This is a genomic window from Alphaproteobacteria bacterium (assembly GCA_019746225.1).
GTDB lineage: Bacteria > Pseudomonadota > Alphaproteobacteria > Paracaedibacterales > VGCI01 > VGCI01.
The window spans coordinates 14,352-39,118 of sequence record JAIESE010000011.1 but is presented as its reverse complement, the minus strand read 5'-3'; the positions used below and the strand labels follow the sequence as shown (position 1 = coordinate 39,118).

General features: G+C 46.0%; 23 protein-coding genes. 19 read left to right on the top strand and 4 right to left on the bottom strand.

The features are described from left to right. Window positions 1-65 precede the first annotated feature (65 nt). Window positions 66-2,189 carry a hypothetical protein gene (locus K2Y18_01355; protein MBX9804380.1) on the top strand — a complete coding sequence of 708 codons (2,124 nt, stop codon included), beginning with the start codon at window positions 66-68 and terminating at the stop codon, window positions 2,187-2,189. Window positions 2,190-2,269: 80 nt separating this feature from the next. On the opposite strand, the gene K2Y18_01350 is transcribed toward K2Y18_01355, so the two are convergent. Together K2Y18_01350 and sfsA are read right to left on the bottom strand one after the other, a co-directional pair. Further along, a complete protein-coding gene (locus tag K2Y18_01350; protein MBX9804379.1) occupies window positions 2,270-3,211 on the bottom strand; it encodes a hypothetical protein in 942 nt (313 codons plus the stop codon). Between the two features lie 102 nt (window positions 3,212-3,313). Next, a complete protein-coding gene (sfsA, locus tag K2Y18_01345) occupies window positions 3,314-4,012 on the bottom strand; it encodes a DNA/RNA nuclease SfsA (protein ID MBX9804378.1) in 699 nt (232 codons plus the stop codon). Window positions 4,013-4,080: 68 nt separating this feature from the next. Here sfsA and K2Y18_01340 point away from each other — a divergent pair, with 68 nt between their 5' ends. Further along, on the top strand, window positions 4,081-4,815 hold the full coding sequence (locus tag K2Y18_01340; GenBank protein MBX9804377.1) for a competence/damage-inducible protein A: 735 nt from the start codon (window positions 4,081-4,083) through the stop codon (window positions 4,813-4,815). A gap of 35 nt (window positions 4,816-4,850) precedes the next feature. Here the strand turns inward: K2Y18_01340 and K2Y18_01335 are convergent, their stop codons facing one another. Then, on the bottom strand, window positions 4,851-5,186 hold the full coding sequence (locus K2Y18_01335) for an NADH:ubiquinone oxidoreductase subunit NDUFA12 (protein ID MBX9804376.1): 336 nt from the start codon (window positions 5,184-5,186) through the stop codon (window positions 4,851-4,853). Between the two features lie 221 nt (window positions 5,187-5,407). Here K2Y18_01335 and mraZ point away from each other — a divergent pair, with 221 nt between their 5' ends. The 11 genes from mraZ (at window position 5,408) to K2Y18_01280 (ending at window position 16,971) form a co-directional block, all read left to right on the top strand. After that, window positions 5,408-5,896 carry a division/cell wall cluster transcriptional repressor MraZ gene (gene mraZ / locus K2Y18_01330; GenBank protein MBX9804375.1) on the top strand — a complete coding sequence of 163 codons (489 nt, stop codon included), beginning with the start codon at window positions 5,408-5,410 and terminating at the stop codon, window positions 5,894-5,896. Then, window positions 5,893-6,882 carry a 16S rRNA (cytosine(1402)-N(4))-methyltransferase RsmH gene (gene rsmH / locus K2Y18_01325; protein MBX9804374.1) on the top strand — a complete coding sequence of 330 codons (990 nt, stop codon included), beginning with the start codon at window positions 5,893-5,895 and terminating at the stop codon, window positions 6,880-6,882. The genes mraZ and rsmH overlap by 4 nt, the downstream gene beginning before the upstream one ends. After that, window positions 6,882-7,247, top strand: a complete 366-nt coding sequence (locus K2Y18_01320; protein MBX9804373.1) for a hypothetical protein — start codon at window positions 6,882-6,884, stop codon at window positions 7,245-7,247. The genes rsmH and K2Y18_01320 overlap by 1 nt, the downstream gene beginning before the upstream one ends. A gap of 9 nt (window positions 7,248-7,256) precedes the next feature. Then, window positions 7,257-9,014 carry a penicillin-binding protein 2 gene (locus tag K2Y18_01315; GenBank protein MBX9804372.1) on the top strand — a complete coding sequence of 586 codons (1,758 nt, stop codon included), beginning with the start codon at window positions 7,257-7,259 and terminating at the stop codon, window positions 9,012-9,014. Next, window positions 9,001-10,509 carry a UDP-N-acetylmuramoyl-L-alanyl-D-glutamate--2,6-diaminopimelate ligase gene (locus K2Y18_01310; protein MBX9804371.1) on the top strand — a complete coding sequence of 503 codons (1,509 nt, stop codon included), beginning with the start codon at window positions 9,001-9,003 and terminating at the stop codon, window positions 10,507-10,509. Before K2Y18_01315 ends, K2Y18_01310 begins: the two co-directional genes overlap by 14 nt. After that, window positions 10,509-11,924: a UDP-N-acetylmuramoyl-tripeptide--D-alanyl-D-alanine ligase gene (gene murF / locus K2Y18_01305; protein ID MBX9804370.1), complete on the top strand. Its 1,416-nt coding sequence runs from the start codon at window positions 10,509-10,511 to the stop codon at window positions 11,922-11,924. Before K2Y18_01310 ends, murF begins: the two co-directional genes overlap by 1 nt. 23 nt (window positions 11,925-11,947) lie before the next feature. Then, complete coding sequence (mraY, locus tag K2Y18_01300; protein ID MBX9804369.1) at window positions 11,948-13,036, top strand: phospho-N-acetylmuramoyl-pentapeptide-transferase; 1,089 nt, start codon at window positions 11,948-11,950, stop codon at window positions 13,034-13,036. A gap of 121 nt (window positions 13,037-13,157) precedes the next feature. Beyond that, the gene (locus K2Y18_01295) at window positions 13,158-13,724 is read left to right on the top strand and encodes a hypothetical protein (protein ID MBX9804368.1); all 567 of its coding nucleotides are present in this window, start codon (window positions 13,158-13,160) and stop codon (window positions 13,722-13,724) included. A gap of 198 nt (window positions 13,725-13,922) precedes the next feature. Next, the gene (gene murD, locus K2Y18_01290; GenBank protein ID MBX9804367.1) at window positions 13,923-15,266 is read left to right on the top strand and encodes a UDP-N-acetylmuramoyl-L-alanine--D-glutamate ligase; all 1,344 of its coding nucleotides are present in this window, start codon (window positions 13,923-13,925) and stop codon (window positions 15,264-15,266) included. Next, window positions 15,267-16,529, top strand: coding sequence for a putative lipid II flippase FtsW (locus tag K2Y18_01285; GenBank protein ID MBX9804366.1), 1,263 nt, complete (start codon window positions 15,267-15,269; stop codon window positions 16,527-16,529). Continuing rightward, window positions 16,486-16,971, top strand: a complete 486-nt coding sequence (locus tag K2Y18_01280; protein MBX9804365.1) for a GNAT family N-acetyltransferase — start codon at window positions 16,486-16,488, stop codon at window positions 16,969-16,971. The genes K2Y18_01285 and K2Y18_01280 overlap by 44 nt, the downstream gene beginning before the upstream one ends. 30 nt (window positions 16,972-17,001) lie before the next feature. On the opposite strand, the gene K2Y18_01275 is transcribed toward K2Y18_01280, so the two are convergent. Next, window positions 17,002-17,829, bottom strand: a complete 828-nt coding sequence (locus K2Y18_01275; GenBank protein ID MBX9804364.1) for a hypothetical protein — start codon at window positions 17,827-17,829, stop codon at window positions 17,002-17,004. A gap of 164 nt (window positions 17,830-17,993) precedes the next feature. Between K2Y18_01275 and murG the strand changes: the two genes are divergently transcribed. The 6 genes from murG to ftsA all read left to right on the top strand — a co-directional run bounded on the left by murG (window position 17,994) and on the right by ftsA (window position 24,699). Beyond that, window positions 17,994-19,073, top strand: a complete 1,080-nt coding sequence (gene murG, locus K2Y18_01270; GenBank protein ID MBX9804363.1) for an undecaprenyldiphospho-muramoylpentapeptide beta-N-acetylglucosaminyltransferase — start codon at window positions 17,994-17,996, stop codon at window positions 19,071-19,073. A 130-nt stretch (window positions 19,074-19,203) separates the two neighbouring features. Further along, window positions 19,204-20,679 carry a UDP-N-acetylmuramate--L-alanine ligase gene (gene murC, locus K2Y18_01265; GenBank protein MBX9804362.1) on the top strand — a complete coding sequence of 492 codons (1,476 nt, stop codon included), beginning with the start codon at window positions 19,204-19,206 and terminating at the stop codon, window positions 20,677-20,679. Continuing rightward, window positions 20,680-21,579 (top strand): UDP-N-acetylmuramate dehydrogenase, encoded by a 900-nt coding sequence (murB, locus tag K2Y18_01260; GenBank protein MBX9804361.1) that lies wholly within the window; start codon window positions 20,680-20,682, stop codon window positions 21,577-21,579. It begins immediately after the preceding gene. A gap of 2 nt (window positions 21,580-21,581) precedes the next feature. Beyond that, window positions 21,582-22,508 carry a D-alanine--D-alanine ligase gene (locus tag K2Y18_01255; GenBank protein ID MBX9804360.1) on the top strand — a complete coding sequence of 309 codons (927 nt, stop codon included), beginning with the start codon at window positions 21,582-21,584 and terminating at the stop codon, window positions 22,506-22,508. Further along, window positions 22,496-23,377 (top strand): cell division protein FtsQ/DivIB, encoded by an 882-nt coding sequence (locus K2Y18_01250; protein MBX9804359.1) that lies wholly within the window; start codon window positions 22,496-22,498, stop codon window positions 23,375-23,377. The genes K2Y18_01255 and K2Y18_01250 overlap by 13 nt, the downstream gene beginning before the upstream one ends. A gap of 41 nt (window positions 23,378-23,418) precedes the next feature. Further along, window positions 23,419-24,699 (top strand): cell division protein FtsA, encoded by a 1,281-nt coding sequence (ftsA, locus tag K2Y18_01245; GenBank protein MBX9804358.1) that lies wholly within the window; start codon window positions 23,419-23,421, stop codon window positions 24,697-24,699. Window positions 24,700-24,767: the final 68 nt, after the last annotated feature.

Genomic DNA, 24,767 nt, shown 5'->3' with positions numbered 1-24,767 from the left:
TAAATTGCTAATCATTCACTGTTATGCTGACAGTAGGTCGATGAACCCAATGGAGTAGAGATAAGATGAATAAATTTAAGATTTCAATGTTGGTTGCAACAAGTCTTGTGACTTTAATATTAAGTGAAAATCCTTCCTATTCTATGCAAAGGGGCGGGCGAACTCCAGTATCCATACCAGGTGCTACTCGGCCAGAGTCAAATAGGGCCTTTCACGAATTAGAAGCAAGAGCGGCTAGTGGTGATCAAGAAGCAAAGCAAATTATAAGAAAATGGCCAAGAGATTACAGAGATGCACCAGAAGCGGTCCAAGAATACAATGATCTCATCACTGGCGGTGGTAAAAGGGGTCAAGGACAGAAAGTGTCCCAAGGAGGAAGAGATAAGGGTAAAGGGGAAGCCACCATGGGCTCCCCCCGGGCTCATGATGCGCTCGCTCATTTAGAAGCACACCTACATGAGTTGCAAGGATTTCACCGGAGAAAGGTGAATCAAGAGGGCAGAGCCTTGTCTGCTGAACAACTCCAAGGGTTGGAAGCAGAAATTGAACACGTTGAAGGAGAGATTCAAAGAGCGCGCGGAGCCCAAGGAGCGACAGGAAAATTGTCTCTTGCTGGCGGTCATGGTGGGATGGGTGCAGCTGAAAAGGAAGCCTTTGAAGGTAAAATTCAGGATCTTGAAGCAAGGCTCGCGAATGCCAAGACAGGTGGTGAAGGCGGTAAGCCATTAAGTGCGGATGAAAAAGATGCCATCATTAATGAACTTCGTAGGGAGATTGCTCTTCTTAAGGCTGGAGGCGCTGCTGCACCCGCATCATCTGCGGCGGTTGAGAAGGCTCTGGGTGACATTAAGGCTGTCTTAGAAACTCCCAAGATTGACCCTAAACGTCTTAAAGATGGCTTAGAAGAGTTCTTATTTGAGAGGCCAGGGGATGAAGATATTTCAAAATTAATTGATCTTTATTCAGTAGAATTGGCAAATTCTGAGAATGGTTCTGTCCGTCAGGAACAATTAATAAAACTTTTTGGGGACCTTCAAGAGCAGGGAAGATTAAAAGAATACTTTGTGAAGATGAACAATAGAAGAATTGCTCATAATGAGACTACAATTATAATTCCTAGAGGTGAAGCCGCTCTGGCAAAATTGGGAAAAGTGCCAGACGAAGCATTTCTTCAGGAACATCCCATTTTGGTTCTTGTCTATACAGCTAAAGACAAATTAAGAGATCCGACGTGGTCGAAGAACAATGCTCCAACATTTGCGGGTTATCTTAAGTATGCGACTTTAGATGATTTAGCAGCCCTATACGTAGATATTACTAGAAAGCGTAGACTTCAAAAATATGATCCAACCCAAGTCACAGGACTTCTCAATGAAGTCCTCCATACGGCTTATGATAAAGTGGTAGATGGGAAAGAGGTGAAAGTCGCAATTCCTGGACGTGTTAAAGCAGAAGCTGCAGGCTTTATTGCTACAAGACTCAAAGATGATAAGGAAATAGATTATCATGAGCTTGAAGAGGAAATACTGCGTACATACCATGCACAGCAAAACCGCTTTGATCATTATCTAAAACCCCCAGCAAAGGAGAAGGATCCAAAGGGCTTTGATGAACAAAAAGCACAAACAAGTCCATTTTTGCTTCTTCTAACATTTGATTATGATAATTATAAAAAATTAGAATTGACTGGCGGGGATTTTGGCAAAGTGAACAGTTACTATGTTAACATACCTTTGGATGAATTGGAGGCCATAGTCTATCACTTGGCTTCAATACATATTGCAACGAAGGGTGACTTGCCAGATCAGATCTTTTTCAAGAATCTTGTTGATAGACTTCGTGCACTTCAGGCTAACCCCCATTTGTACACTCCTCTTCTTCCGGCTAACAGACATATCATTATAAAGATGTTTACCCCTCGCAAAGAAGAAGTTGAGCATGTTAAAGTGGCGCCTGCTGGTGGAAGAAAATTTGGTAAAGTGTTTAAAGCTCACCCCAAAGAAGTAGAGGAAGGTGATGGTGCTCATCCCCCACGTGATGGTGCTCCTCCTCCACCTCCTCCCCCTCCGCCAGGTGGTGATGGTGCTCCCGGGGCTGCCGCGAACGATGCGCCAATTAGGCCGCCTGCAGCACTCTTTGGTGATATTCAAAAAGGCAAACAACTTAGGAAGGTCGTGCCACCTAAGTGATGACTCGCGAACAAAACTAAAAAGAGTATGAATTTTTACATCCCTCAGATCATGAGATCTGGGGGATTTTTTAAACCACTTTATTTGCACAGATCATAAATAGATTCACAAAGGTGCCCAAGCGAAGTTAAGGTATTCTCAAAAGTACGCACTTTTCTGAGTTTAAACACTTCACAGGTTCGCTCCATTCCAAAGAACATAAAGTTAGAGGTGTGCAGTCGGGTTTCGAATGAAAAGTCCGCAATATCACGTGGGTCAACATTGCTGATGGTCGACGTTATGCCTGCAAGAGTAATGGTATCACCGTTTATCGTATACCAGGCGGAACCACTGCTGTACAAACAGGTTTGAGGTGGGGAACCAGGTTTTCCAAGATCGAAGCATCTCTTTTCGGGTATATCTTTTGTGGATATTTGGACTGCGCGATCAGCTTCAAATCGTTGAACGAAAGTGTTCTTAGAAAACTGAAATTGACTTTCAACGCAGAACGGTGTTTTGCGCTTTGTATTCCAAACAGTGTAGGTATTGGGATCGAAGTACCATCCATAACTTAATGTTGATAAAGTTGTCAACTTTGAGGTTTCCGGTGATATGACAACAGACGGATTGCAGTCAATGAAATCATAAAGCCGGAATACCCCAACATCTTTTTTCTCATCAATAATGGGCCCTCTCGACAGAGGAGAAACCGTTTCAATTGAATGAAGTTTCCCCGTATGATCTTGAAACCAAAAGACGCATTGAGGGTCTTTTTCTCTGGACTCATTGATCACATGAGCACAACTCAGAACAGTTCTTGTTCGGGTTTCCCCAGGCTGGCCCAGAACGATTGCGGATGCATAGTCAATACAAGTTTTTCCGTCATGACTATCGACCAAAATCTTACCTGGGAAAATTTTAGTTTTTAGGGCTTCTGCTTTATCGGCATAAAGGCTAAAATCTTCCATGCCGACGGTTTGAGGGGTAATCAGAGAAAGAAGAAAGGTTAAGCACAAGAAAAATTGTGACATATAGTGGCTCATCGCAAACCTCCTTAACTTCCAAAATTTCAATTACTCACCATCAGTATTTAAAGATAAGTTTTATAAAGTTCAATGAAGATTTTGGCATTTATGAAAAAATTATCATAAAATAACAGAGATTTTCCTCGACACTTCAATCTCATTAACGCTAACGGAGCACAGGTAGGCATAAGCCTCAACGCCCTTTGAGAGAGCTTGTTCCGCGGTTTTTGCATAAACAGGATCAATGTCGGCGGCAAACTGGAAATCAGTGCAGTCATTTCTTTGAATAATATACAGCATCACGGCTCGTGAGCCTTGGGCAGCTATGGTTTCTAATTCCCGTAAATGCTTGGCTCCTCGTGTGGTAACAGAGTCAGGAAATGCGGCTGATTGACCCCGTTTCAGGTGAACATTCTTGACTTCAACATAGCAGGGGGGCTTGTTTGGACTTGTAAGCAGCATATCAATCCGCGAATTGGTCCCGTATTTAACCTCTCGTTTGAGAAAATCGTATCCGCACAGTTCTGCGATATCGCCATTCAAAATCGCTTCTTCGGCTAACGGATTGGGTAGGCTTGTATTCACGCCTACGAGTGTATCCTCCATCTCGACGAGTTGCCAGGAATAGCTTAGTTTGCGGGTTGGTGATGGATTGTGAGACACCCACACGCGCAAACCGGGTGTGGTTCCCCCTAAGAGGGCCCCCGGATTCGCACAATGGGCGGTGATGGTCTCGCCTGAGTCCAAAGTAATATCAGCTAGGAAACGTTTATATCGCTTAACAAGGTGACCGGGAAGGAGGGGGGGAGAAAAGCGCATGAGGGTTGTCCTTTAGGGTTCAAGCATGTTATGTCCATAACAAATTCACATCTCAAGGACAAGAGACGATGACACAAACAGCAGCAATATTAATTATTGGAAATGAGATTCTGTCTGGCAGAACGCAAGACGCAAATATTCAATATTTGGCAAAACACTTAGGGGATGCTGGCATTCGCCTGGATCAAGCGCGGGTCATTCCAGATGACGTCGAGGTGATTGTTAAGAACGTTCGTGAGCTGGCCTCGGGCCATACATATGTGTTTACGACAGGCGGCATTGGGTTCACCCATGATGACCGCACAGCCTTTGCGATGGGGCAAGCCTTTGGAGTTGAGATTGAGGAAAATGCGGAAGCATTGCGTCTTCTCCAGGACTATTATGGAGACGCTTTGAATGAAGCACGCCGACGCATGGCGTTGATGCCTGAAGGAGTTACCTTAATTGACAACCCCATCAGTAAGGCACCTGCATTTCAAATTCAGAATGTCTTTGTGCTGGCGGGTGTCCCGAGCGTGATGCAAGGGATGTTTGATGGGGTGATTGGACGGTTGGTGGGAGGTGCTCCTATTTTATTTTCCGCGGTTAGTTGTGGATTGCCCGAAGGGGTAATTGCTGATGAGTTGGCCCTCCTTCAAGATCGTCATCCAGAGGTTGATATCGGCAGTTATCCTTATTTTAAGTTGGGTATTTTGGGGGTAAGCCTCGTGATGCGTGGCATTGATGCCGACTCTATTGCGAGCGCAACGAAAGATGTTAAGGAGATGATTGAAGGCTTAGGTGGCGTCCCCGTGATGGAGTAGAAGGACAGATGCACAGAAAAAAGTTATCCACTTTTTCACTTTGGCTCCCAAGCCACGTAATCCTTCTCAGGCTCAATGCCCCTCAAACCCTTCGGTTGATGAGCATATTTTGTCCCAGTCAAATTGGGTAAATGCGCTTTTTCCCAAGGGTAAGGGTGCCGCGATTCTGGCGGCTCATCGTTTGTATAATGCAACCATCCATGCCATTCAGCAGGAACCTTGGAGGCTTCTACCCGTCCTTTGTAAATAACCCAACGGCGCAGCTTGCCATAACGCATCATTTTCTTGCCTTCAAAATATTTATTTCCTTGTATATCTTCGCCAACGAAGCGTCCGCGCCACCACGTTCTAAAATAAATAGAAAGACTCATTCAATTCTCCTCAGTTGCTCCCTATTTTAGCGACTTTTGTTTCCTTTGGCGAGAGGGGATGAGAGTCAATCTGCCTCGGATGAAGAACCGCAATTTAATATGAAATATTTTAGCGTCAATTTTCCCAAAAAAAACCCAAAGAAATCCATGAAATCACACAAATTCCCATTGACTCCCATGCCATCCCATGGTATCCCATAAGAGGGGGGGTATGCGACCGAATGGCTTTGTTTTTATCAACATTTGTAAACAAGATCGACAAGAAAGGACGGGTTTCGGTACCGGCCTCTTTCCGCACATCCCTGTCTTCCAGCCAATCTTCCCCCATAAATGAACCCTCATTTTCAGGCATTGTTGTCTTTCGATCGTTGAAACATCCCGCCTTAGAAGGCTGCAGTGTGGACCGCATGCAGCGCTTGAGTAACAGCATTGATCGCCTTGACATGTTTTCAGAAGCGCAGGATGATCTGGTCTCCGCTATTTTTGCCGACTCCCACCTCCTGTCCTTTGATAGCGAAGGCCGCGTGAGCATCCCTGAAGAATTCTTGAAATTTGCTGGCCTTAAGGATCAAGTTGCCTTTGTGGGACGCGGCGCGACGTTCCAATTATGGTCGCCTGAAGTCTTTGATAGAGTTCAAAAGGACGCAAGAGATCGCCTCAAAAGAGAAGGGCCTGGCGTCCGCTTGAGCTTAGAGGAGAAGGCATCATGAGCCATATCCCTGTTCTCTTGACTGAGATGCTTTGTGCGCTTGCACCAAAAGATGGTGAAACTTATGTGGATGCAACTTTCGGCGGCGGTGGTTACAGTCGAGCTATACTTGAAGCGGCCAATTGTCAGGTTGTTGCCTTTGATCGAGATCCTGAGGCCGTTGACCGTGCTCGTGCCTTGGTAAAAGATTATCCGACAAGGTTTCAAATTAAACAGGGGCGATTTAGCCAGTTAAAGGAGCTCCTTGAAGGGTTAGGACTTTCCAAAGTGCATGGGTTCGTTTTTGATTTGGGGGTATCTTCCGACCAGATTGACTCGCCAGAACGCGGTTTTTCTTTTCGCTTTGAGGGCCCTCTTGATATGCGCATGTCCTCAGAAGGATTAAGTGCAGCCGATGTTGTGAACACCTACTCGGAGCAGGAACTGGCCGATATTATCTATCGTTATGGGGAAGAAAAAAGATCCCGGGCGATAGCGCGAAAAATTGTCGCAACCCGAAAAGAAGAGCCCCTTCAAACCACAAACCAATTAGCAAATTTGGTGAAGTCTGTTGTCAAGGGGACAAAAGATGGGCAAAATCCCGCAACATTAACATTTCAGGCCTTGCGTATCTATGTGAATAATGAGTTAATTGAAGTAGATAGTGGTTTAAAGATTGCTGAAGAATGCTTATTGCCTGGTGGCCGTCTGGTCGTAGTAACATTTCATTCTCTCGAAGACCGCTTGGTCAAGCAATTTTTGAAGGCTCGACAAGGAAATCGACAGGGGTCAAGTCAGTCAATCTCCCGCTATTTACCGGAACAATCGGGGGCAGTAAAGGCCCCAACGTTTGCTCGCAACAAGGGGGCAGGTGTCAGCCTAAAAGGAAACACGCCGAGTCTAGCCGAGTTAAAGGGCAACCCGCGGGCGCGGTCTGCGCGCCTTCGGACAGCCGTTCGGTTATCTTCTTTAAATCAACCTCTCACGGTGAACGGGAGAGGGAACTGATGCGGCGACCAACGGGATTATTTATATTTATTACAGCAGGGGTTGGATTGGGGCTGTTTCAGTTAAAATATCAAGTTATGAATCTTGAGCAACATCATCATCGTGTTCGCTGCACCATACGCGAAACCAATGAATCCCTCCATGTGTTAAAGGCAGAATGGGCCCATTTGAATGATCCAAGAAGGCTGCAGAGCTTGTGTGAGCGCTATATGGCAGTTGCCCCGATAAAAGGATCGCAACTTGTTTCTATGGAGCGTGTCGCAGGTGGAGAAACCGGTGGAGCGCCAAGCTATGATCGGGGAGCCATGGATCAATTAGTTGCAGACTTGGTCTCCGATACAACGCAAGCTGCGTTGGATGAATAGGGGGGGCGCATGAAACATTTCATGGCGGAACCTTTAAAAGCCCTCTCAAAACATTTAGGTCTATGGCATCAAGTTATGCGCGATCGTAATGTCTTGGAAATGGCCAAGAATCGATCACTCGTTGCAGGCGCTGCCTTTTCTGTTGCTTTTTTGTTGGTTGTTGTGCGTCTCGCTGATGTCATGGTGGTTCGCTCTCTTATGGATAATTCGGATCCATGCGTACCTCAATTAAGTGTTGCTTCAAAGGCAAAAGGAGCACGTGCAAATATTTATGATCGCCACGGAGAACTTCTTGCGACGCACTTGGTGACAGGATCTGTTTATGCCAACCCAAAGGTTATTATTAATGCAGAAGAAGCTGCAGCAAAGTTATCTGGGCTTATTCCTGAGTTGGATTATAAAAGTCTCTTAAAGAAGCTTACTTCCGATAAAAAGGGTTTCGTTTGGTTGGTTCGTCACATTTCTCCAAAACTTCAACAGGCCGTCAATCACCTTGGCATTCCAGGAATTTATCTGCAACGAGATGAGAAGCGTGTTTATCCCTATGGGGCCTTAGTGTCCCATGTTCTAGGGTATTGCGGCATTGATAATAATGGTCTAGCAGGCGTTGAGAAGTATTTTGATGTCCAGTTAAATCAGAATAAAGACCCTTTGTACCTGTCTATTGATATGCGTGTGCAACATATTGTTCACGATGAACTTTCCAACGCTGTGGCGGAATTTCAAGCTGAGGGTGGAAATGCCATCGTTATGGCCGTAAAGACGGGTGAAGTCATCGCAATGGTTTCTTTGCCAGATTATAATCCAAACTTGCCAAATCAAAACGTGGTCAGCGCCACTTTCAATCGCAATACTTTGGCAATGAATGAGTCAGGATCAACTTTTAAAGTTTTTAACACCTCAATTGCCTTAGAGACTGGAATTGCTTCTTTGAGTAGTCGATTTGATAACAGTTCGCCTATATCTGTTGGGCGTTTCAAAATCACTGACTATAGACCTCCCAAAAAGGGCATGCTTGATGTTCAGGAGGTATTCATTCACTCTTCGAACATTGGGTCAGCCAAAATGGCCTTGCAATTCGGGGGGGCTGTTCAAAAGCAATATTTAAATAAATTTGGTCTGCTTAAAGCCCCAACTCTGGAAATTCCAGAAATCGGATCCCCCCTCGTGCCAAAGGATTGGCGACCTGTAACCACAATGACTGTGGCCTATGGTTATGGCATCGCGGTTAGTCCTTTGCAGTTATTGAATGCTGTCAATGGCATTATAAATGATGGGTGGCTTCGCCCTGCAACCCTTGTAAAGCGCGATCCGGAAAATTTACCGGAACCCGTTCGAATTATTTCTTCAAAAACCTCTGCGATCATGCGCAATCTGATGAGATTGGTTGTCACGGAAGGAACGGCAAAACAGGCCAATGTTCCAGGATATGAGGTTTTTGGTAAGACAGGATCGGCTCATAAACTGGCAGGAAAGGGTTATGCCGATAAAGCAAAATTGACTTCTTTTATTGGGGCCTTCCCAAAAAGCAATCCACAGTATATTGTTCTATTGTTTTTGGATAATCCAAAACCAACGAAAAAGACACATGGTTTTGCTACAGGGGGTTGGACAGCGGCACCAACGGGCGGTCGAATTATTGAACGAATGGCCCCTTTATTGGGTGTTGTCCCTGTACCTGACGAAGAAGCGGGAGAAACAATGGAATCAGATACAAAATTAATTCCAGTCAATCATGTTGAGGAAGAGCTTCATGACGCTGACTGACCTTGAGCATTATTTGAGGCAGGGGATAAGTCAGCAAGGAACTCTCGATCAAAACGGATCTCTTCCCTTTCTTGGCGTATCACAAGATACACGTAAAGTGATGGCAGGGGATGTTTTTGTCGTGATTCCATGCGATCAAGCAGAGACCCATGCACGAGCAGCAGCAAAAGCAGGGGCTGTGGCCATCATTGCTGAACCTGATTTTGCTGAAGCCATGCACGGGAAACTGGATGTGCCGATATTAGTAGTGCCTAGTGCAAGACGCGCTGTATCGCAATGTTCAGTCCTGCTTTACCCGGCTCAACCCGACACAATTGTTGCCGTAACAGGGACGAACGGAAAGAGCTCTGTTGTGACGGCAGTTCGTCAAATATGGCAAAATCTTGGTTTTGCGGCTGCAAGTCTGGGAACCCTCGGGGTTGATCTCTCCTACCAAGTCAAATTGTTGGGTGATCTTCCAACAACAAAACTGACCTCACCGGATGCGTTATCTTTTCATCAGATTCTAAATGCTTTAGAACAGTCTCATGTTTCCCATTGTGCTTTTGAAGCCTCGAGTCATGGTTTGGATCAGTTCCGCCTCCATGGGGCGGACCTTACGGCTGCGGGCTTTACGAATTTGAGTCAAGATCACTTAGATTACCACCCAACAATGGACGACTATTTTGAAGCTAAGTCAAAGCTATTCATGGAAGTTCTTCCCGCAGATAAAACTGCCGTTTTGAATGTTGCTTCTGCTTATTTTCCAGCCTTAAAAGCCATGTGTTCTGGGCGTGGGCAAACCGTTATATCCTATGGGGTTGACCAACAAGCTGATTTAATGGCAGAAAACGTCCGTCTTTCATCGGATCAAATTCGATTTGACCTGAACTTTAAAGGCGAAAAATGGTCTAATATTCCCTTGAACATGGTGGGAGCTTTTCAGGTGGAAAACGTATTGTGCGCAATGGGTTTGGTTCATGCGGCAGGCGTCCCTGTATCAAAGATTGTTGAGGCCTTACCGAGTTTATGTAGTGCCCCGGGGCGCATGGAACTTGTTGGTAAAACCCCCCAGGGAAATGCTATATTTATTGATTATGCTCACACACCGGATGCACTAAGTCGTGCTTTATGTGCTTTGCGCAAGCATGTGACAGGAAAAGGTCGTTTGAGAGTTGTGTTTGGGTGTGGTGGGAATCGAGATGCGGGTAAACGCTCTCAAATGGGTGAAGTGGCAGATACGCTAGCGGATGATGTCTATATCACAGACGACAATCCTCGAGATGAAGACCCAGCCTTTATACGAGCCCAGATTATGGTGGCCTGCCCAAAAGCACATGAGATCGGGGATCGTTCCCAGGCAATTCGAACGGCGATTCACAATTTAAGCCCCAATGATGTTCTTCTCATTGCTGGAAAAGGCCATGAACACGGTCAAATTATTGGAGATCGCGTCGTGCCATTTGATGATCGGACTGAAGCACAAGCAATTTTAAAGGAAGGAGTAGCAGCATAATGGGTAGCAGCGAAATGGGTCTTTGGACAAATCAAGAAATCGCAGCAGCACTGGCTCTGCCAGAAGAACCCCTCCATTGGAATGCGATTGGTGTTTCGATTGACACAAGAACCATAAAGCCAGGGGATTTGTATATTGCCATTCGGGGGGATACCCATGATGGCCATGCCTTTGTAGCCGATGCCTTTAAGAAAGGGGCGGTGGCGGCGATTGTTGATCATCCTGTTGATGTGAGCTCAGATTGCAAACAAATCCTTGTTAAAGATACTTTAAGTGCCCTCACCAAATTGGGGGCTTTCGCAAGGCAGCGCACAAAGGCAACGATTATTGCTGTGACGGGCAGTGTTGGTAAAACAAGTACGAAAGAAATGTTAAGGCACGTTTTGAGTGCGTTCGGAAACACGTTTGCCTCACCTGCAAGTTTTAACAATCATTGGGGTGTTCCTCTGAGTTTAGCAACCATGCCCCGGGATACGGTTTATAGTATCTTTGAAGTGGGCATGAACCATCCGGGGGAAATCGCCCCGCTTGCTTCGCTTGCACGCCCGCATATTGGGGTGATTACAGCCATTGCGGATGCCCATATTGGGTTTATGGAGTCTCGTCAAGCCATTGTTGAAGAAAAGATAGAGATCTTTTCAAGCTCACCTGTTCCCACCCTTGCGATAATTAATCAAGATTGCCCGGAATTTGAGTTCATGAAGAATCGTGTGGCAGCATTTGGTGTTTCTAAAATCCTTGGTTTTGGAAAAATCAAAAATGCCCAAGTTCGTCTTCTAGATTACCTTCCGGATAAGACCGGCACAAAGGGTGTCGTCGAGGCCTCCATTTCGGGTCAAAAGGTGACATATATACTTCCTCAACTTGGGGAGCATGTGGCCATAAACACGCTCATTGCTTTGGCGATTGGGGAAGCTTTAGGGCTCGATCAGGGCCGTTTGATTGAGCAATTGGAAGTATTGCCCGCGGTTGATGGGCGTGGAAAGCAACATCGCATCCCAGTTGTAGGTGGCGAGATCTTGCTGATTGATGATGCTTACAATGCAAATTTAAGCTCAATGAAAGCGGGCTTGTCTGTCCTTGGAGCGATGCCAGTTTCTTCAAAAGGACGGCGCCTCGTTGTCCTTGGCGAAATGTTAGAACTTGGGAACCATGCCGAGCCACACCATCAACAATTGATGGCTAGTGTTCTTTCTCACCCAATTGATTTGGTCTTTGCAGCAGGGGGTCCTGTCGTAGAGTCGGTATTTAAAGATATTCCGAAAGAAAAGTCTGGCGGGTATGCAAGCCACGTGGATGACCTTCTGCCAAAAGTTCTGAATGCTCTATGCCCGGGGGATGTTATCCTTGTTAAAGGATCAAAAGGCAGTAAGGTGAGCAAAATCGTCGACACGTTGATCGCCAAGAAAGTTTGAAAGGGTTAGAGGGTCCATAAAATATGCTGTATTATTTTTTAGTCCCCTATGCAGGGGAAATTGGGTTCTTTAATCTTTTCAGGTATCTAACGTTTCGCACGGGCGGAGCAATTTTAACAGCTCTTATCTTGAGTTTTTTGCTTGGCCAGCCCATCATCGATTGGCTAAAAAGCAAACAAGGTCGGGGGCAGCCCATTCGGGAAGATGGCCCGGAGTCCCATTTGTTGACAAAGAAGGGAACTCCCACAATGGGGGGAAGTTTAATCCTTCTTGCCTTGACTTTTAGCACACTTCTTTGGGCTGATTTATCTAATGCCTACATATGGATTGTTCTCATCGTGACGCTTGGTTTTGGGGCTCTTGGGGCCAGGGACGATTATTTAAAGCTCACCCGACGCAGCAGCAAAGGGCTATCCGCTCAGCGAAAGTTTTTAGGACAACTTCTTATTTCTGGCATTGCCACTTACTTTATTTTAGATTTGTCGACAGAAAGTTTAAAAGGAGCCGTTGCGGTACCTATATTCAAGGATTATCTGATTCACTTAGGTCTCTTTTTTTATGTATTTGCCATCTGCGTTATGGTGGGCGCCTCGAACGCGGTGAATTTAACAGATGGGTTAGATGGGCTAGCCATTGTACCTGTGATGATCGCCATGAGCTGTTTTGCCTTAATATCATACCTTGTCGGTAATGCTGTGTTTTCCAATTATCTACAGCTCCATCATGTGCCCCAGGTTGGGGAGTTAGCCGTATTTGGGGGTGGACTAATTGGGGCAGGGCTTGGGTTCTTGTGGTTTAATGCTCCCCCTGCAAAAGTTTTTATGGGGGATACAGGATCTTTGGCGGCCGGAGGGGCGTTGGGGGTGATCAGTATCATCACCAAACACGAACTTGTTCTCTTTATTATTGGGGGATTGTTTGTGCTCGAGGCGGTCTCCGTTATCTTGCAAGTGGGCTATTACAAATTAACAAAGAAGCGGATTTTCTTGATGGCACCCATTCATCACCACTTCGAGAAGAAGGGCTGGCCAGAACCAACAATCGTTGTTCGCTTCTGGATTATTGCCAGTATTTTAGCACTGATCGGTCTTTCGACGCTGAAGCTGCGGTAATGAGAAAAGCTGAATATTCTGATTAATCACATCTGGATCTCCGTCAAAAGGTGATATAGCTTTCTCGCATTAAAGCGAAATTTCAAAAAGTATATGTTTCATATAACACTGGAGACTTGTTATGGGCAAAAAGTTAATCGGAATTCTGATGGGGTTTGGTTTAGCTAAGGGTAGCTTTGGCATGGATGATGGACGTAGAACGCCATTTGATGACATTGCAAGAGTGCTTCCCCAAGAACTGACCGCCTCTCAGACGCTGAATGCATTACTGACGAATTCAGCCGCTGTGTCGGAGGAGGAGCCTGAAACTTCCTCAAGAATGATTCGCAGGACATCAGCAGTTTTAGTTCTTGTAGGAAATAAACTAGATAATAAGGTTAATTCAAAATCGAGCTTTCCCATTGATAAAGAACTGCTTTTGAATCGCAGAGCAAAATTACTATATGATTTATATTTTTCAACACCCGAAGGCCCTGAGTGTTTTGAGAGCAAAATTGAACGCAAGGGAGATGTAGAAAAATATATTTTAACCTATAAAAAGGATACCGGTCTCAATTTTCATGGTTTCATGTCATTTGACTCGAAAAAAGAATTTCTATTTTGTTTAGAGGTCCTCGCCGAAAAGGCAAAATCATCAAGTCATATAGATAAAGTCAATGTTCTTCTGGTGGAATTAAGAAAAGGCTAAAAGCCAAGTTTGTTAAAGGAGTCTTAAAATTATGGCTTTTGGTAAAAATCATCATTTTTGTCATATCCCTTCATAGTAATAACGAGGTGGGAAGTAAAACTGTAATTTCTATGGCCTTTTATGAAATAAGAATGGTATGTTAGGTTATTTTATATAGAATATTGGCTACGAACGTCTTTCAGGACTTATAACAAGATGATGCGTCCTTGGTTCCCGGTTTGTGGAAAAACATATGTGGTTTTGGGCCTCGCCCGATCTGGTTTCTCAACTCTGAAATGGTTGTTGGCGAGGGGTGCATCTGTGATCGCCGTTGACGATAATTCCTCGAAAGTATCTGAAGCAGAAAAAGTAGGGGCAATTGTTGTCCCTGAAATTCCTTGGGGTCAAGTGGCAGCGCTCATTCAAAGTCCCGGCATTCCTTTGGGATTGCCAGCACCTCACTCGTTGACACAAGAAGCCCGTCAAAGGCAGATTCCCATTATTGGGGATGGTGATTTGTTGAGAGCTGCTCATCCAGACGCCCGGTTTGTGGGCATTACAGGAACAAACGGAAAATCCACAACAACCGCCCTTGTGGGGCATATTCTAAAAAGCTGTGGTGTGGATGCTCAAGTAGGTGGAAACATTGGCACGCCGATGCTCGATTTGCCAGATGCTGGGACCTATGTTCTCGAGCTTTCCTCTTATCAGTTAGAACTTTTTGGTCCGTTGGATTTGGATGTGGCTGCTTGGATGAACATTTCGCCGGATCATTTGGATCGCCATGGTTCTTTGGAAAATTATGTGGCTGCGAAGAAACGAATTTTCCAAACGATCCACCAGAAGCAGACAGCCGTGATTGGGGTAGATGACGCTTTTTCTGATTCCGTTTGGCAGGAAATTTCAAAAATACAATCCACCGTACCTGTCTCCGTGACACGGCCCCTTGACGAGGGAATTTATGGTCAAGAGGGGTGGTTGTTGGATGGATTCGGTCGCGTCCTTGAGCTCTCTTCCTTGCCCACCTTAAAAGGGACTCATAATTTCCAAAATGCAGCTATTGCCTATGGTGTTTGTCGCGCTTTAGGACTTGCGAAAGACGATATTGTGGATGCCATGAAAACCTTTCCGGGATTGGCCCATCGCCAGGAATGGGTACGGAATTTAAGCGGCATTACCTTTATCAATGACAGTAAGGGAACAAATGCGGATGCAACGGCCAAGGCTCTTGCCACTTTTGACAAAATTTATTGGATTGCAGGCGGAAAAGCAAAGAGTGATGGTATTGATTCCCTGGCTTCCTATTTTCCCAAAATTGTGCATACTTTCTTGATAGGTGACGCACAAGATCAATTCGCTGCAACCTTGGAGGAAAAAGTGCCATATACAAAGTCGGGAACAATGGAAAATGCGGTGAAGGATTCCTTTCGTCAGGCTTTAGCGGATGGGGCGAATAATCCCGTCATTCTCTTGTCGCCCGCTTGCGCAAGTTTTGACCAATTTCAAGACTTTGAACACCGGGGCGAAGTCTTCTGCCAACTTGTTCAGTCTTTGGAGGCATAAATGTTAAAAGGTGCTTTTTCAGACAAACGCTGGTCCCGTCGTGAACCAACCTTGAAGCCGTTGATTGAGCCGGCTGAGCTCACAGATATCCCTCTTCTTGCCCAAGCATCATCTGTAAAGCCGAAGAACTATACTTTTTCCCGCCGCGATACCAGTATTTTAGGTCGCTGGTGGTGGACCGTTGATCGATGGAGTTTGGGTGCCATCACTATTTTAATGGGCATTGGTATTCTGTTAAGTTTTGCGGCAATCCCTCCAGTTGCTGACCGCTTAAATTTGGGCGGGTTTTACTTTGTGAAGCGCCATCTCATTATGATGATTCCGACGCTCTTTATTTTGGTTGCAACATCTCTCATGACCCCGCGCCAAACGCGAAGACTGGCAACACTCGTCTATATTTTGGGTCTTTGTTTGCTCGCCTTGACGATCACAAATGGTATGGAAATAAAAGGTGCCAGGCGATGGTTAAGCATTGGGAGTTTCTCTATGCAAGCTTCAGAGTTTGTCAAACCTGCATTTGCTGTTTTAGTGGCTTGGATGCTGGCAGAGCGCTATCGTAACCCCCGTTTCCCAGGTATGGTGATATCTTGCGCTTTGCTCGGATTTTTTGCTCTCTTGTTGATGATGCAACCAGATTTAGGAATGACGGTGGTCACGACCGCTGCGTGGATTGGGCAGTTGTTTATAGCCGGTATGCCCCTGTTTTGGATGGGGCTCGTGGCGGGTATGGGGATCTTTGGATTGGTCAGTTCCTATTTTTTCTTTCCCCACGTGGCTAGACGTATTGATCAATTCCTGGACCCCTCAACAGGGGATCCCAAACACGACCTCTATCAGGTTCACCAATCTCTAGAAGCCTTTATGAATGGGGGTTTGCTCGGGCGGGGTCCTGGAGAAGGGACGGTAAAGAAATATATTCCCGACGCCCACGCTGACTTTGTTTTTGCTGTGGCAGGTGAGGAGTTTGGGCTTGTGTTATGCACTGTCGTCGTTGGTTTATTTGCCTTTATCGTTGTGCGATCTTTCTTGCGGGTTATGCATGAAAGTAGCCTGTTTGTGATCTTGGCGGTATGTGGGCTGATCATTCAATTTGGCAGTCAAGCGTTGGTCAATATGTCGTCCACCTTGCACATTATCCCAACCAAAGGGATGACCATGCCGTTTATCAGCTATGGAGGGTCTTCCCTTTTGGCGCTGGCCATGTCTATGGGCATGGTTCTTGCGCTTACTCGCCGTCGCCATGGAGCGGCAGAGATTCTGTGATATGGAAGAATTCGATCTCAAATTATGTCTTACTGAAGAGGACTTGCTTCCTGTTCATGAGATTCGGGAAGCCATCTTGTTTAAGGGCCTTCCTTATGACCGTGCTCATAAGGGCGATCGGAATCCCCACCATTTCAATTTTGTGTATTTGAAAGACGGAAAGACTGTTGGAGTGGTTCGTTTAGATTTGCTTCAAGAAAACGAAGCAGCTGTTCGACTCGTTACGATTTTACCTGCGTATCAAAATAAGGGGATTGGTTCCAAAATGCTCGCGGCAGTAGAAGTCTTTGCCAGGGATAAAAACATCAAAAGGCTTCTTACAAACGCAGGAGCAGAAGCGCAAGGGTTCTATCAGAAATTAGGGTATCTCCTTGGAAGTTGGACAGATCCAGGGCAAGGGCTTGGACGTCCAATCGTGCAGATGATAAAGGAAATAAGGTAGGGCTCTCGCCCCACCTCTTCTTATACTGTCCTATTTCTTAATATTTTTCTTCTTTTCGCTTTTTCCCCCAAACATGCCTTGGAGGCCAGCTTTCATATCCTCCTCAAATTTATTCGATAAAGGTGGTGTGGAAACGGCATCTTCCTTGGTTGAAGGAGGAGGGGGCGTTGTCGTTGGTGTGGGAGCAGGCGTTTGGGTTGTATTTGTGCCTCTGCCCATGTAATGTCCTGCTAATCCTTTAGCAAATTCTTGGGCTCCCTTCGTTTGTTCGCCATTAAGATCCATCGCCATGGTGAGGCCGACACAGTCCGCATCCTTTATAGCCGTGAGATTCGTATGCATTGGAAACGTCCTTTCCATCTCCCCCTTAGCAATTAGGGCATTCATTTTCGCCCATTCAATTTTAAGGACTTCATCCAATACAGGTACGTAGAGTTTTTTAAGGGCAGCTTCCGTAACATCTCCTTTTTCAGCTAATATCCTTAAAGCTTCGATGACTTTTTGGGCGCGATTGGGACCGTGGTTCATATTATATCCGTACCCACCAAAGGAATCTTCTCCAAAAGCGATGGGCATTTTTCGTCCCATAAAGTAACTTCCGGTTGACTTGCTTGAGAATTGTCTTGCCTCTTCTTGCGTTGGCAGCGGGAAGGTTGCTGTTGGCATATAGGCTCGGGCAATCTCTGCATTCCCTGTTCCGGAAGCGTTGACCCAAAGGGCTTGAACAACATGTTCTCTCTTGAGCCCAGTGATGCTGATTTTGTCTGAGTCTGGAACATCTATTGGTTCTTCCATTGCCATTAAAGGGCTGGCCAATAGAAAAGTATAAGAGAAAATATGGGCGATATGTTTGTTCATTTTGTATACTTTCTGTTTTTTCGTGAATTAGGAAATCTATAAGAGTTATTTGAGGGTGCGTCAAGTTTTTTCACGTCAAATAGGTCAGATCGTGGCCTGTTCCTTGACGCCGGAAAGGGGGGTTACTACAATGAGCCATCGAAACCACGAGATAGGAATTCTTTATGACAAAGACCATCATCCTCTCCTCCGGCGGCACAGGAGGCCATGTTTTTCCGGCGTTGAGCTTGGCACAAACGTTACATGAGCGCGGGTATAAGGTCGTGATCATGACGGACCATCGGGGGCAAGTTTTTCAACAAGCTGCCGGTGTTTCCAAAGTTATAGCTCTGCCTGCTTGGAAGGGGCGGGGACTCTTGGCGCCGCTTGTTCTTGGGGCTGGCTTAGCTCTCAGCTTTTTCTTGGCTATAGTTCATATGATTCGGTTGCGCCCTTCAGCTGTATTAGGGTTTGGGGGATATCCATCGCTCCCTGCAGTTTTGGCAGGATATGTGATGCGTCTTCCAACAGCATTGCATGAACAGAATGCGGTTCTTGGGCGAGCCAATCGTTTGGTGGCACGCTTTGTCAAGCGCATCGGCGTTGCTTTTGTACACGTAAAGTTCGCGGATGCTTTTCAGGACAAACTCGTTTACACGGGCAATCCGGTTCGTCAATCCATTCAGGCGATTCGAGATCATGCTTACGAACCATCGAATGGGCAGGAGCCGTTTCGGTTGCTCATCATTGGGGGCAGTCAAGGAGCACGCATTTTTTCTGATGTGATTCCAAAAGCTTTGTGCGATTTATCTCCGAATCTTCGCGGGCGCTTAGTTATTTGGCAGCAGTGTCGTCCTGAATTTTTAGAAATGACGAAGGCGGCCTATGAAAAATCAGAGATATCCGTAGAATTGAAGCCGTTTTTTGAGGACGTTGACCAACGAATGCGCGCAGCGCACCTCATCATTGCCCGTGCAGGTGCATCTACTATGGCTGAGTTGGGGGTATCCGGGCGCCCTGCATTGCTTGTTCCTTATCCGTATGCCATGGACAATCATCAGCAAGCCAATGCAATGAGCTTGAGTGATAGTGGAGCCGCTTGGGTTGTATTAGAAAAAGGGTTTACGTCACAAAAACTGCAAGAGCTTTTGGTGAGTGCCATGACAGACCCCAAAGGATTAAAGGTTATGGCAGACAAAATGCATCACTTCGGGCAACCCGATGCTGCCCTAAAGCTCGCCCAAATGGTCGAGGGGTTGTTCTAATACATTCAAAACTCAACAAATAAAGTAAAATTTGAAGTATATTTGTTTGCTGTAATGCTTGCGCAAATAGGGTAAAGTTTGCTACCAAATAGATAGGTCAATTATATTCCAAAAAAGGTTTCAGAAGCTTATGCGCATTCCTCCCCATACCGTTAAAATCATTCACTTTATTGGCATTGGTGGCATTGGAATGAGCGGCATTGCTGAAGTTCTTCATAACTTAGGCTATGAGGTGCGGGGCAGTGATATTGCAGAAAATGCGAATATTCAGCGATTACGCCAAATGGGCATTGTGATTACCATTGGGCATGAGGCGAACAATATTCAAGGCGCCCAAGTCATTGTTGTTTCTTCTGGTGTGAAATCGTCCAATATCGAACTTCAAACAGCCCGTGATCAAAGAATTCCAGTGATTCGTCGAGCAGAGATGCTGGCCGAATTGATGCGCTTTAAGCTCTCCGTTGCCATTTCTGGAACCCATGGAAAGACAACGACGACATCGTTGATGGCGGCATTGTTTGATGCGGCTGATCTCGATGCAACGGTTGTGAATGGGGGCATCATCAATGCTTATGGAACCAATGCCCGCCTTGGTAAGGGGGAATGGATCATTGTTGAAGCCGATGAGTCGGATGGCAGTTTTACACGCCTGCCAGCAACGATTGCAGTTGTCACTAACATCGATCCAGAGCACATGGATTTTTATGATAGTTTTGACCATTTGAAGCGAGCTTTTGTTGATTTTGTTGAGCGTATTCCCTTCTATGGTTTGGGCATTATGTGTCTTGACCATGATGAAGTCCGGGCGCTTCTCCCCAAATTGTCGGATCGGCGTATTATGACTTATGGGTTTACGGATGATGCGAATGTTCGGGCTGTAAATCTACGTCAAAGCCCAGAAGGAACGACTTTCGATATTGAAATTGCAACGCCAGCAGCACTGGCACATCGCGCTTTAGCCAAGGGATCCATTTCCGTCCTTCCTCGAAAAATTAAGGATATATTCTTACCCATGATGGGGCAACATAACGTTCAAAATGCGTTAGCTGTGGTTGCACTTGCTCAAGAATTGTGCTTCGAGGATGATGTTATTCGCCGGGCATTTGCCGGATTTGCAGGCGTTAAGCGGCGCTTTACAAAAACAGGTGTTGGCGCTGGCATCACCGTGATTGATGATTATGCCCATCATCCCGTTGAAATCAAAACAGTCTTGGCCGCTGCCCGTCAAGCGACAACGGGTCGGATTCTGGCTGTTGTCCAGCCCCATCGATATACCCGCCTGCATCATTTCTTCGCGGACTACGTCACCTGTTTTGAGGGTGTGGATGCTCTTCTTGTAGCACCCGTATACGAGGCAGGGGAATCTCCCATTGAGGGTGCAACATCTGGCCATTTGGTGGATGCGATCAAAGCTTCTTCTGGGCTTCAGGTGCAAGAATTGACGGATCCCCAAAATCTTGCGGCTTTATCTTATTCTTCATTTCCAGGGGGCCCTCGGGAAGGCGATATGATCTTGTGTTTAGGAGCGGGGAACATCACCCAGTGGGCGGCAACGTTGCCGGATCAATTGGAAGCCCTCAAAAGCCCGCTCAAGGCGGCGAACTGAATGGAGCAGTGGCAGGATCAACTCCCCGCTATTCGGGGCCGTTATGCCCCTGAGGCACGGTTGGCTGAGCAAACTTGGTTTCGCGTCGGTGGTCCGGCAGATGTTCTGTTTCGCCCGGCAGATGAAGAGGATTTGGCCAATTTTTTATCCCATAAGCCTCAAGAAATTCCAGTGACAATCATTGGGGCGGGGTCAAATCTTTTGGTTCGAGATGGGGGTGTATCAGGTGTTGTTATTCGGTTGGGCAGAGGATTTTCAGATATACGGATCGAAGACGATCTTATTTTTGTAGGGGCTGGGTGCCTTGATCGAACCGTTTCCTTAACTTGCCGAGATGCAGGCGTCGGTGGCCTCGAGTTTTTGGTGGGAATCCCTGGAACAATTGGCGGGGCCGTGCGCATGAATGCAGGCGCCTACGACAACGAAACCAAAGATATTTTGGTTTATGCAGATGTTCTAGATCCTAAGGGGAAGCATCATCGCTTAACGCCTCAAGAATTGGAAATGACCTATCGTCACACAAATATGAAAGACGGTTGGATTGTTACAAGAGCTGTTTTGAAAGGTATCCCCGGGCAGGATCCTCAAAAGATTGGCGATGCTATTGATGCCATATTACTTGAGCGCGAAAGAAGCCAACCCATCCGGGGGCGTACGGGAGGAAGTACATTTAAGAACCCAGATTCACAAAAAGCCTGGAAGTTAATTGATGCGGCTGGATGTCGAGGATTGCAAATAGGGGATGCTCAAGTCTCCGAAAAACATTGCAATTTCTTGTTAAATCTGGACCAAGCAACAGCAAATGATTTAGAATCCTTAGGAGAAGAGGTAAAACGCCGCGTCTTTGAGACCAGTGGTGTCGCGCTTGATTGGGAAATTGTAAGAGTGGGAAAAGAGTAAATATGACAAGCAAACGTGTGGCAATATTGATGGGTGGATGGTCAGCCGAAAGGGAAGTTTCCTTGGACTCAGGGAGACTGGTTGGGGTTGCCCTACAGGAGCTGGGACATCAGATAATCCCTGTTGATGTGACGCGTGATCTTTCACACTTGACCAAGGCTCTGACTCCGAAACCAGATGTTATTTTTAATGCGCTTCATGGTGTGGGGGGAGAGGATGGAACCGTTCAGGGAATTCTCGAAATTTTAGGAGTCCCTTATACCCATTCAGGAGTAGATGCTTCTGCTATTGCGATGAATAAAGTTCTTTCCAGGCGGGTATTTGAGCAGGAGGGAATTCCTGTTCCTCTTTGGAAAGTTGTCTCAAAGGATGATTTGGATCTTGCGCATCCCATGCCGATGCCTTATGTCATTAAGCCGATTAATGAAGGGTCCAGCAAAGGGGTTTATATCATTCGTTCGGAAGATGACTTTAAAGTCTTTCAAAAAGAGTGGGCTTTTGGGGATGTTATTCTCATCGAAAAATTCATTGATGGTCGAGAAATTCAAGTAGGGGTTATGGGGAATCGGGCGATTGGGGCGATCGAAATTCGCCCTCGAGAAGCTTTTTATGATTATACAGCAAAATACACCCCAGGAAGAGCCGAACATTTCATGCCAGCGCCTCTGTCGCCTGCGGCTTATCAAAAGGCTCTTGAGTTGGGTCTGAAAGCGCATCAGGTTCTTGGGTGCCGCAGTGTCTCGCGGTCTGATTTTATGTACGATGAAGCGCAAGACGCATTTTACTTGCTGGAACTAAACACTCAACCCGGAATGTCACCGTTGTCCTTGCTGCCTGAAATTGCAGCCCATGGCGGTATCAGTTTTAACCAGCTTATATCCTGGATGTTGGATCAAGCTAGATGTGATCACAAAGTATGCGCGCCCTAAAAGTAAAACCTTCAAAATCTCGAGCTCGAACCAGAGCAGCGATTCAAAAGCGCGGGTCTCCCTCCTGGCGTGTTGAGACGACGATGCGTCGCTTCTTGTCGAATCGTTTGATGAAATTGGTTTTGATTACGGGAATGTCTTTTGCGTTTCCTGCAGTGTTGTGGTGGGGGGGCTATCCACAAAGATTGGGTAATTATGTTAATCACTCTTTGGTTTTAGCTACGGGACGGTTGGGATTTTCCCTTACGGACGTGATGGTTGAAGGGCGTCACAATGCGCCCATAGAGAAGATACTTGAAGTGGTAAATGTTCGTCGGGGAGATCCGTTGCTGTCGTATGATCCCTATCAGATAAAGAAGCAGTTGGAAGATATTACTTGGATACGTCAGGCAACTGTCAAACGTCAATTACCGGGTATCATTTTTATTCAACTGAACGAACGACAACCCGTAGCTCTATGGCAGCATCAACAAAAACATTACCTTGTCGATGAGCAAGGGGTCATTATTAGTAGCGATAATCTTCAAGCCTTTGAGAAGTTACCGATCATCGTTGGTGGAGACGCACCCGTCCATGCACCGCAAATTTTGCACCTATTGGAAAAATTTCCTGATCTTCGAAAAAGATTGACAGCTTTGGTAAGAGTCGGTGGACGTCGCTGGGACTTGCATCTGGACCGCACGTTGCTTATTAAATTGCCTGAAACAAAGGTCGAAGGAGCGCTTGTTCGGTTAGATTTACTGATAAAACAAAATAAAGTGAAACCTGCAGAAGTTTCCGTTGTTGATTTGCGCGTTCAAAACCAAATGGTTATGCGTTTATCACCAGGCGCTGCAATGCGACTAAAGGGCAAGGGTAAAGAAACCTAATTCAACAAGACAAAGAAGAATAATTTCGATAAACTACGCATATGAATATTTTTACAAAAAAAACAATTAAAAGTCGTCAAGACATTTTTGCAGCTCTGGATATTGGGACCAGTAAGGTATGTTGTGCTATTGCCAAGGTGGAAAACCGCACCCATGAAAAGGGTGGAGAAGTTTTACGTCTCATTGGTGTCGGGCATCAGTCTTCAAAAGGGATAAAGGGTGCCCTCATTGTCGATCTTGAGGCTCTGGAAGACGCGATATTAAACGCTGTTCATTCTGCCGAACAAATGGCAGGGCAAACTATTTCGGGCGTTTGTGTCAATTTGCCCGCTTCGTGTGTGCGCTCACAAACTTTTGAATCGCACTTAAGTATCACCAACCAAACAGTTGATGAGACCCATATTAGACGACTTTTGAGCTTTGGTCGCAATGCACAAATCCCTGAAAGCCAACAAATTATTCATGCGCTACCCATTAGTTACTCTATTGATGGTACTCATGGCATCCACGATCCACGGGGTATGGTGGGGAGCCAATTGAGTGTTACCATTCATCTTGTGACTGCTCCCAAAGCCTTAATTCTTAATTTTCAGAATTGTATAGGACGCTGTCATTTGGACGTGAGTGGCTTTGTCGTTACGCCTTATGCGTCAGGTTTGTCAACTTTGGTGGAGGATGAGCTCGCCTTGGGATCAACGGTTATTGACATGGGCGGGGGCACAACGACCATCGCTTCTTTTCTGGATGGGACGTTGATTCATGTAGATAGCATCCCTATAGGGGGTGCCCATGTGACGAGTGATATTGCCAGGGGTATTTCGACGCCCTTGGTTCAAGCCGAACGTCTCAAAACACTTTACGGAACGGTGATTTTGTCGTCATCAGATGAACGAGAAAATATTGTTGTTCCCCAATTGGGGGAAAGTCAGGGACCTCAAACCCATCAAATTCCCAAGTCTCAGCTGACTCATATTGTACGCGCACGGGTTGAAGAGACATTAGAATTGATTTGGAATCGCCTTGCAGCAACGGGGATGGATCGGCTTGTTTGTCAGCGTATTATTTTAACCGGTGGGGGAAGTCAACTCCCTGGTATTCGAGAGATGGCTGCCAACTTATGGGGCAGACAAGTGCGTCAAGGCCAGCCGATTGGGGTGATTGGGGCAAGCGACTTTGCCACAAACCCGATGTTTGCAACCTGTGCAGGGTTGCTCCAATACGGATGGCGTGACTACGCAGGGAGTCAAAACGCCCTTAAAATCGAGTCAACACCAACCCATTTCTGGCAACGAACCACCACGTGGATACGGGAAAATTTTTAGGAATTATCATTCATAATCAGAGACAAAAAGGGGGGGTAGGTTTTTTGAAACCTGTCCCCCTGTTCTTT